At 70.2% G+C, this 8231-nt stretch carries 8 protein-coding genes, 1 tRNA gene and 2 pseudogenes; 7 read left to right on the top strand and 4 right to left on the bottom strand.

The window, feature by feature from the left end; genetic code table 11:
* The 3 genes and pseudogenes from AC2W7J_RS02840 to AC2W7J_RS02830 form a co-directional block, all read right to left on the bottom strand.
* Positions 1-474, bottom strand: a pseudogene (locus AC2W7J_RS02840) (amidohydrolase family protein); the annotation flags it as partial.
* Positions 475-539: 65 nt separating this feature from the next.
* Complete coding sequence (locus AC2W7J_RS02835) at positions 540-1043, bottom strand: DUF5709 domain-containing protein (RefSeq protein WP_427802177.1); 504 nt, start codon at positions 1041-1043, stop codon at positions 540-542.
* Positions 1044-1045: 2 nt separating this feature from the next.
* Positions 1046-2344 (bottom strand): aspartate aminotransferase type Ic, encoded by a 1299-nt coding sequence (locus tag AC2W7J_RS02830; RefSeq protein WP_485981391.1) that lies wholly within the window; start codon positions 2342-2344, stop codon positions 1046-1048.
* A 158-nt stretch (positions 2345-2502) separates the two neighbouring features.
* Between AC2W7J_RS02830 and AC2W7J_RS02825 the strand changes: the two genes are divergently transcribed.
* The 7 genes and pseudogenes from AC2W7J_RS02825 (at position 2503) to rplL (ending at position 6583) form a co-directional block, all read left to right on the top strand.
* Positions 2503-2575 (top strand) — tRNA-Trp (locus tag AC2W7J_RS02825).
* A 57-nt stretch (positions 2576-2632) separates the two neighbouring features.
* Positions 2633-2890 (top strand): preprotein translocase subunit SecE, encoded by a 258-nt coding sequence (secE, locus tag AC2W7J_RS02820; protein ID WP_255185340.1) that lies wholly within the window; start codon positions 2633-2635, stop codon positions 2888-2890.
* Positions 2891-2960: 70 nt separating this feature from the next.
* A complete protein-coding gene (gene nusG / locus AC2W7J_RS02815; protein ID WP_255185341.1) occupies positions 2961-3833 on the top strand; it encodes a transcription termination/antitermination protein NusG in 873 nt (290 codons plus the stop codon).
* A gap of 87 nt (positions 3834-3920) precedes the next feature.
* On the top strand, positions 3921-4355 hold the full coding sequence (rplK, locus tag AC2W7J_RS02810; protein ID WP_255185342.1) for a 50S ribosomal protein L11: 435 nt from the start codon (positions 3921-3923) through the stop codon (positions 4353-4355).
* Positions 4356-4420: 65 nt separating this feature from the next.
* The gene (rplA, locus tag AC2W7J_RS02805; protein ID WP_485981389.1) at positions 4421-5164 is read left to right on the top strand and encodes a 50S ribosomal protein L1; all 744 of its coding nucleotides are present in this window, start codon (positions 4421-4423) and stop codon (positions 5162-5164) included.
* A 333-nt stretch (positions 5165-5497) separates the two neighbouring features.
* A complete protein-coding gene (gene rplJ, locus AC2W7J_RS02800; protein WP_255185344.1) occupies positions 5498-6118 on the top strand; it encodes a 50S ribosomal protein L10 in 621 nt (206 codons plus the stop codon).
* A 73-nt stretch (positions 6119-6191) separates the two neighbouring features.
* A pseudogene (gene rplL / locus AC2W7J_RS02795) lies at positions 6192-6583 on the top strand (50S ribosomal protein L7/L12).
* Positions 6584-6671: 88 nt separating this feature from the next.
* Here rplL and AC2W7J_RS02790 read toward each other — a convergent pair.
* Complete coding sequence (locus AC2W7J_RS02790) at positions 6672-7928, bottom strand: phospholipase D-like domain-containing protein (RefSeq protein WP_485981387.1); 1257 nt, start codon at positions 7926-7928, stop codon at positions 6672-6674.
* Between the last annotated feature and the right edge of the window lie 303 nt (positions 7929-8231).

Here is an 8231-nt window from a genome sequence, read left to right as displayed (position 1 = left end):
GTCGTTGGACAGCCCGAGCCGAGGACCCCTCGGGCCCGCGGTCGGCGAGCCGGGCCGCGAGGCGGGCGAGCGTGCGCGCCTCGAGAGGTCGCCGGATCCGGCTGGCGGCCATGACGACCCCGACCCGGGCCGAGCCGGTCTCGTCGGCGGTGGCGTTCACCGACCGGGCCTCGTCGAGCACGATCTCCATCGCGGGCGTGATCCCGCCGACCGGCCCGGCGTAGGACGTCGGGTCGACTTGGATCTCGAGCCAGCGCGACCCCTCGGCGCCGTCGTCGAGGGCGGCCTCGCGCACGATGCGCCGCATGTCGGCCTCACCGTGCACGCAGTGCCGCGCGGCGTCGTAGAGCCGCTGGAAGCGGAACCAGCCGCGCTCGTCGGCCGCGGACAGCCGCGGGGGATAGGCCGAGCGAAGGAGTCGGGCAGCCGCAGCCCGTGGGCCGCGGCGAGGTCCCGGACCGACTCGACGCGCATCGACCCGGTGAAGTGCAGGTGGAGGTGCGCCTTGGGCAGGGCCCGCAGGTCCCGTGCCGGGGCGCTCAGTCCCGCTCCTCGTCGCGGCCGTCGATGATGTGCACCGCCGCCTCCTCGGCCGAGGCGGCGCCGCCGTCGACGCCGACGTCGCGACCCCAGGCCTGGTCGTCGTGGTCCTCGTGGCTGCCCTCGTCGGGGCTGACGAGGCGTCCGGCGCGCGCGTCGCCGACCTCGGAGTCGCCGATCCAGTCGTCCTCGGCGGCGATGGCGTCGGGGTCGTCGCCGCCCACCCGACCGTCGCCGCGTCGCGAGGGGTCCTCCTCGGACCACGTGGTGTCGGGCTCCTCCTGCTTGAGCCGCTCGTCGATCGTCTCGCCGACGGCCTGCTCCGCAGCGGTCACCCCGTGCGCGTAGGACCCACGGGGGGAATCGGGCGGGGAGTACCCCGCGTCGAGCACGTCCTCGCCCTCCGCCCCCGTGCCCATGAGGCTGTCGCCGGGCTGCAGCTGGTCCTCGTCGTCGAGGCTGTAGCTCGTGAGGTCGGTGTCGAGGTCCTCGCGCTCGCTCATCATCACTCCTTGGTGGTCTCCAGCTGCTCCGCGGCCGCGATCAGGACGCAGGTCGCGACCGTCTCCATCGCCTCGGTGAGCTCCGCCATGGGCGGCATCGTCGGGGCGAGGCGGATGTTGGTGTCCTGCGGGTCGTCGCCGTGGGGGAAGGAGGCGCCGGCCGGCGTGAGCGAGAGGCCGGCCTCCTTGGCGAGGGCGACGACGCGCGAGGCGGTGCCGGGCAGGACGTCGAGGTTGACGAAGTAGCCACCGGTCGGGCGGTTCCACGTGGCCACCCCGAGGCCGCCGAGCCGCTCGGTGAGGACGCGGTCGACCTCGGCGAACTTCGGCGCGATGATCTCCGCGTGCTTGCGCATGTGCGCCCGCACGCCCTCGGCGTCGCCGAAGAACTCGACGTGGCGCAGCTGGTTGACCTTGTCGGGCCCGATCGACCCCTTGCCGAGGTGCTCGAGGTACCAGGCGACCTGCTCCACGGACGAGGCGAGGAAGGCCACGCCCGCGCCCGCCCAGGTGATCTTCGAGGTCGAGGCGAACATGACGGTGCGGTGCGGGTGGCCGGCGCCCGAGCACAGCGTGATGATGTCGGCGCTCTTGGCCTCGTCCTCGGTGAGGTGGTGCACCGCGTAGGCGTTGTCCCAGAAGATCTTGAAGTCGGGGGCGGCCGTCTCCATGCCGGCCAGACGGCTGGCGACCTCGTGGGTGACGATCGAGCCGGTCGGGTTGGCATAGGTCGGCACGATCCACATGCCCTTGACCGAGGGGTCGGAGCCGGCGATGCGGGCGACCTCCTCGACATCCGGCCCGTCGTCCGTCATCGGCACGGTCACCATCTCGATGCCGAGGTCCGCGAGCAGGGCGAAGTGGCGGTCGTAGCCGGGGACCGGGCAGATGAAGGTGACCTTGTCCTCCTTCGCCCACGGGCGGGGGGAGTCGATGGCACCGAAGAGCAGCAGGTCGACGAGGACGTCGCGCATCATCGTCAGCGAGGAGTTGCCCCCGGCGACGATCTGCTCCGGCTCGACCCAGAGGAGCTCGGCGAAGATCTCGCGCAGCTCGGTGAGGCCGGAGAGGCCGCCGTAGTTGCGCACGTCGGTCCCGGCGCGGTCCGTCGTGGCCGAAGGGAGGGAGAGCATCGGGTCGGCGAGGTCGAGCTGTGCGGAGCTCGGCTTGCCGCGGGTGACGTCCAGCTTGGCGCCCTTCGCGGCCTGGGCCGCGTGGGCCTCCCGCTGGGTCTGCGCGAGGGTGCGCAGCTCCTCGGCGGAGAGGTCGGACAGGGGGCGGGCGTCGGGCGTCGAAGTCACGCGGACAGTCTTCCACCTCGTGCGGGTTCGCGGTGCAGTGCCTGCGTGACGTACAGTGATGCCTCGGTTGACTTGGACCAGACTCTCCGGCGTGCCCGCACATCGGTGACGACGGACCGGGACGACCGCGGGAGATCGCCCCCAACGCGACCTCCCGAAGGGCAGTGGCTCAATTGGTAGAGCACCGGTCTCCAAAACCGGCGGTTGGGGGTTCGAGTCCCTCCTGCCCTGCGTTGCACGACACCCGTTGCGCAGCCAGGTGAGACCCCTCGACGGAGATGAGACGACGTGAGCCAGCTCGGAGCGCAGCCGACCAAGGCGCGGCGCGAGCCGAAGGGTGGCAACCCGATCTCTCGCTTCTTCGGGTCCATCGGCCTCTTCCTTGCCCAGGTGCTCGACGAGCTCCGCAAGGTCGTCCGGCCGACTCGGTCCGAGCTGATCAACTACACGCTCGTGGTGATCGTCTTCGTCACCGTGATGATGCTCGTCGTCTCGGGACTGGACGCGGTCTTCACCCGGGTTGTGCTCTGGGTGTTCGGCGGCTGACGCCGCCGCACCGATCCGCATCCCGGGCGCTCCCGCGCCGTCGTACGAAGTCGAAATGAGGAAACAGGTCATGTCCGAGCAGGCCCCGACCCCCGAGTCCCAGGACACCGAGGGCACCTCGAGCGTCATCGCCGCCGAGCAGGCCGAGCACGCTGCGCAGCCGCCGGCGGACCTCCCTTCGGCCCAGGACGCGGACGACGCCCGCGCCGCCGACGAGGCCCTCGAGGAGGCCGCTGCCGAGCAGGCCGACGACGAGCAGGTCGCCGACGAGCCGACCGCGGCCGCCGCCGACGAGGACGGCGACGTCCTGCCCGAGGACAGCGCCGACCCGGTCCAGGCCTTCAAGGACGACCTCGCCGGCAAGTTCGGCGACTGGTACGTCATCCACACCTACGCGGGCTACGAGAACCGCGTGAAGCACAACCTCGAGACGCGTGTCGCCAACCTCGACATGGAGGACTACATCTTCGAGGTGGCCGTCACGATCGACGAGGTCACCGAGATCAAGTCCGGCCAGAAGAAGGTGCGCAAGCAGCCGCGCATGCCCGGCTACGTCCTCGTCCGCATGGACCTGACGGACGAGTCGTGGGGCGCAGTGCGGCACACCCCGGGCGTCACCGGCTTCGTCGGCAACGCGCACGACCCGGTGCCGCTGAGCCTCGACGAGGTCTTCACGATGATCAAGCCGGCCGACCTCGAGAAGCCCGCCGCCCCGGCCGCCGCGGGTGCGGCCCCGGCCCAGGACGGCGTCGCGCCGGCCACCGCGGTCGACGTCGACTTCGAGATCGGCGAGTCGGTCACCGTCATGGACGGCCCCTTCGAGACCATGCCGGCGACGATCTCCGAGATCCTCCCCGAGAGCCAGAAGCTCAAGGTCCTCGTCTCCATCTTCGGCCGGGAGACCCCGGTCGAGCTCGGCTTCCACCAGGTCGCGAAGATCTGATGGTCCAGTGCCGCCGACCGGCGGCACATCTGCAACCGGGTCATCGCCCACGGCGTGGGCCCACAACACAGGAAGTAGGAACACCGCATGCCCCCCAAGAAGAAGGTCTCCGGCTACATCAAGCTGCAGATCCAGGCTGGTGCCGCCACCCCCGCCCCGCCGGTCGGTCCGGCGCTGGGTCAGCACGGCGTCAACATCATGGAGTTCGTCAAGGCGTACAACGACGCCACGGCGGACATGCGCGGCAACGTCGTGCCGGTCGAGATCACGGTCTACGAAGACCGCTCCTTCACCTTCATCACGAAGACCCCGCCGGCCGCCGAGCTGATCAAGAAGGCCGCTGGCCTGAAGAAGGCCTCGGGCGAGCCGCACAAGGTCAAGGTCGGCTCCCTCACCCCCGACCAGGTGCGTGAGATCGCGCAGACCAAGATGCCCGACCTCAACGCCAACGACATCGACGCCGCGATGAAGATCATCGCCGGCACCGCCCGCCAGATGGGCATCGAGACCCCGGGTATCTGAGCCCGACCCGTGGGAGGGCCACGCGCTGGCCCGCACCACACCTCCACCACCACCAAGGAGCACGCATGAAGCGCAGCAAGAGCTACCGCGCCGCAGCCGACAAGATCGACCGCGACCTCGCCTACGCCCCCCTCGAGGCCGTCCGCCTCGCCAAGGAGGGCGCGAAGAAGTCCTACGACGAGACCGTCGAGGTCGTCTTCCGACTCGGCATCGACCCCCGCAAGGCCGACCAGATGGTCCGCGGCACGGTCAACCTCCCGCACGGCACGGGCAAGACCGCCCGCGTCCTCGTCTTCGCCAACGGCGACAAGGCCGACGCCGCCCGTGCGGCCGGCGCCGACTTCGTCGGGTCCGACGACATGCTCGAGAAGGTCCAGGGCGGCTGGATGGACTTCGACGCCGTCGTCGCCACCCCGGACCTCATGGGCAAGGTCGGTCGTCTCGGCAAGGTCCTCGGTCCCCGTGGCCTCATGCCCAACCCCAAGACGGGCACCGTCACGATGGACACGGCCAAGGCCGTCGCCGACATCAAGGGCGGCAAGATCGAGTTCCGCAACGACAAGCACGCCAACCTGCACTTCATCATCGGCAAGGCGAGCTTCGACGAGAAGGCGCTCGTGGAGAACTACCAGACCGCGCTCGACGAGATCCTGCGTCTCAAGCCGTCTGCCTCCAAGGGCCGCTACATCACCAAGGCCGTGCTGAGCACGACCATGGGCCCCGGCATCCAGCTCGACAGCTCGCGGGTCAAGAACCTCCTCGAGGAGTCCACCCCGGTGGCCGCCGACGAGGTTCCCGCCGCGGAGTGATCCGAGGCTGCAGCCACGAAGGGGGGCGCGTCCCGCGAGGGAGGCGCCCCCCTTCGTCATGCCGCGGCAGGGTGGGGCCGAGGCGATGGGGCCGGCCCGCCGGCCGCGATTTGGACACCGGGCCCACCTGCCGTACCGTTGTCCACGACCACTGACCGCCGGTTGTCGTGATCCACGTGATCGTGACTGAAGGTTCCGCGAGAGCGGGCGACCCGCGCAGGCCACCTGATTCGCACCCGTCCTCGTGACGTGCGTGCCGGAGTCCCGTGCCTGCGCCGGGGCTCCTTTTCTCGTTCCGGGCCCCGGTGGCACCACACGAGAAGGGAGGCCCGCATGGCGAACCCCCAGAAGGACGCCGCCATCGCCGAGCTCGCGGAGAAGTTCCGCAGCTCCAGCGCGGCCGTGATCACGGAGTACCGCGGTCTGACCGTGGCGCAGCTCGGCGAGCTGCGCAGCAAGCTCCGTGGCAACGCCACCTACTCCGTGGTGAAGAACACGCTGACCGAGCGCGCTGCCAAGGAGGCGGGCATCGAGTCCGCCTTCGAGGGCCAGCTCGTCGGCCCCAACGCGATCGCCTTCGTCGAGGGCGACCCCGTCGAGGCTGCCAAGGGTCTGCGTGACTTCGCCAAGGACAACCCCCTCCTGGTGATCAAGGGCGGAATCCTCGACGGGAACCCGCTCACGCCGGAGGAGATCGACAAGCTCGCGAAGCTCGAGTCCCGCGAGGTTCTCCTGGGCAAGCTGGCTGGCGCCATGAAGGCCCAGCTCACCCAGGCCGCGTACCTCTTCAACGCGCCGCTCGCGCAGACGGCTCGCGTCGTCGACGCGCTGCGCGCGAAGGTCGAGGAGCAGGGCCCGGTCGCGACCGACGCCCCCGCTGCGGAGACCGAGGAGCCGGCCGCCGAGGCCGACGCCTCCACCGAGACCACCCCCGAGGGTGGCGACGAGGCCTGAGGCACCCGCCTCCGGCCACTGCACGACCCCGCCACTTTCGGCACACACGTTTTTTCGAGAAAGGACGCCCATCATGGCGAAGCTCAGCACCGACGAGCTCCTTGAGGCCTTCAAGGAGATGACCCTCATCGAGCTCTCCGAGTTCGTGAAGCAGTTCGAGGAGACCTTCGAGGTCACCGCCGCGGCCCCGGTTGCCGTCGCGGGTGCCGCCCCGGCCGCCGGTGGCGACGCCGGTGGCGACGCCGCCGCCGAGCAGGACGAGTTCGACGTCATCCTCGCCGCGGCCGGCGACAAGAAGATCCAGGTCATCAAGGAGGTCCGCGCGCTCACGAGCCTCGGCCTCAAGGAGGCCAAGGACCTCGTCGACGGCGCCCCCAAGCCCGTCCTCGAGAAGGTCGACAAGGACGCCGCGGAGAAGGCCAAGGAGGCCCTCGAGGCGCCGGCGCCACCGTCGAGCTCAAGTGATCTCGGCTCGTCACTGACGAGCACTGATCTGCCGAAGGGCGGGTCGCACCATCTGGTGCGACCCGCCCTTCGTCGTGCGCTGGACTCGTCAGAGCAGCGGGCGCCAGGGGGAGAGGATGCCCTCGGTGACCCTGCTGATCAGCGGGCGCCGGGTCCACTCGTCGAGGGTCAGCTCGGTGCAGTTTCCGGAGTCGAGGGCGAAGATCTCCTCCATCCGGGCGGCGACGTCCGCGTCGAGGATCTCCATGTTCATCTCGTAGTTGCCGGCGAGGCTCAGCCGGTCGATGTTGGCGGTGCCGATCGTCGACCACAGGCCGTCGATCGTCGCGGTCTTGGCGTGCACCATGGCATTTTCGAAGCGCAGCAGCCGCACGCCGCCGCGCAGCAGCCGCTCGTAGCGGGCACGGCTGAGCCAGTCGGCGACGATGTGGTTGCTGAAGTGGGGGACGATGACGCGCACGTCGACCCCGCGGCCGGCGGCGTTGACGAGGCTGCGGACGAAGGCGTCGTCGGGGATGAGATAGGCCGTCGTCAGCCAGACGCGCGTGCTGGCCCGGTCGATCGCCTCGAGGTACATGTTGCGGATCGGGTAGACCATTTCGGCCGGCATGTTGCGGTGCACGCGCATGTCCCGGCTCCACGTGCGCCGGCGCGGCTGGGGCAGCTCCGGGCGCCCGCCGTAGAGGTTCCAGTAGTCGACGAAGGCGTTCTCGAGCTCGACGACCATCTCCCCGGAGTAGCGGGCGTGGGTGTCGCGCCAGCGGTTGGCGTAGTCCTGGCCGATGTTGTAGCCGCCGAGGTAGGCGGCGGTGTCGTCGACGACGAGCAGCTTGCGGTGGTTGCGCCCCCAGTGTCGCGGGCTGAGGAAGGCCACCCCGCCGGTGACGAGCGGGTGGCGGTTGACGTGGATGCCCTCGGGCAGCTGCCGGAAGAAGTCGCGGGGGACCACGAGGTTGGCGAAGGTGTCGTAGACGACGTAGATCTGCACGCCGCGCGCGTGCGCGTCGGTGAGGGCCTTGCGGAAGCGCTCACCGGTCGCGTCGCCCTTCCAGATGTAGGTCTCGAGGTAGATCCGTTCGGTGGCCGCCTCGATGTCCGCGAGCATGTCCTCGAAGAGGTTCTCGCCGAAGGTGTAGATGCGCACGTCGCCGCCGGGGACGGGCACCGGTCCGCCGTGACGGTGGGGGAACTCCTTGTCCGGGCGGTCCTTGCGCCGCTGGCTGTCGAAGACGAGCAGCCCTGCGGCAGTGAGGAGCTGGGTGGCGAGCGCGGCTCCGGCGGCGCGGCGCACGGTGCGCTGCACCTCGAGCCGCCGGCGTCGGCGGCGGATCTTGCGCAGGTCCATGGCCCCACCCTAGGGGGACCGGGCGAAGGGGGGTCCCCGCCCCTCGTGCGCCGGCCCCCTTCGCGACCCGCCGGGAGACAGCCTTGACGTCGGCTGCCGTGTCGTCCATCCTCATGGCGTCGATTGATCCGGCCCCACCGCTTCTGCGGGAGGCGGGCCGTGGACCACCGTCGAGCCGTCGGCTCGACCGGGTTGGACACTTGTGTGTTTGTGCATTACGCTGTCGCTTTGCGCTGCCTTGTTCCTGTCGTCGCCCGGTCGGATCGCTCCAATCCCCTCTTCTCCGAGGTGTGTCGAGCCCCC

The sequence above is a fragment of the Janibacter sp. CFPM2_SD2 genome (assembly GCF_057364645.1).
The sequence above is the reverse complement of the archived record's forward strand: the minus strand, read 5'-3'. Positions and strand labels throughout refer to the sequence as shown.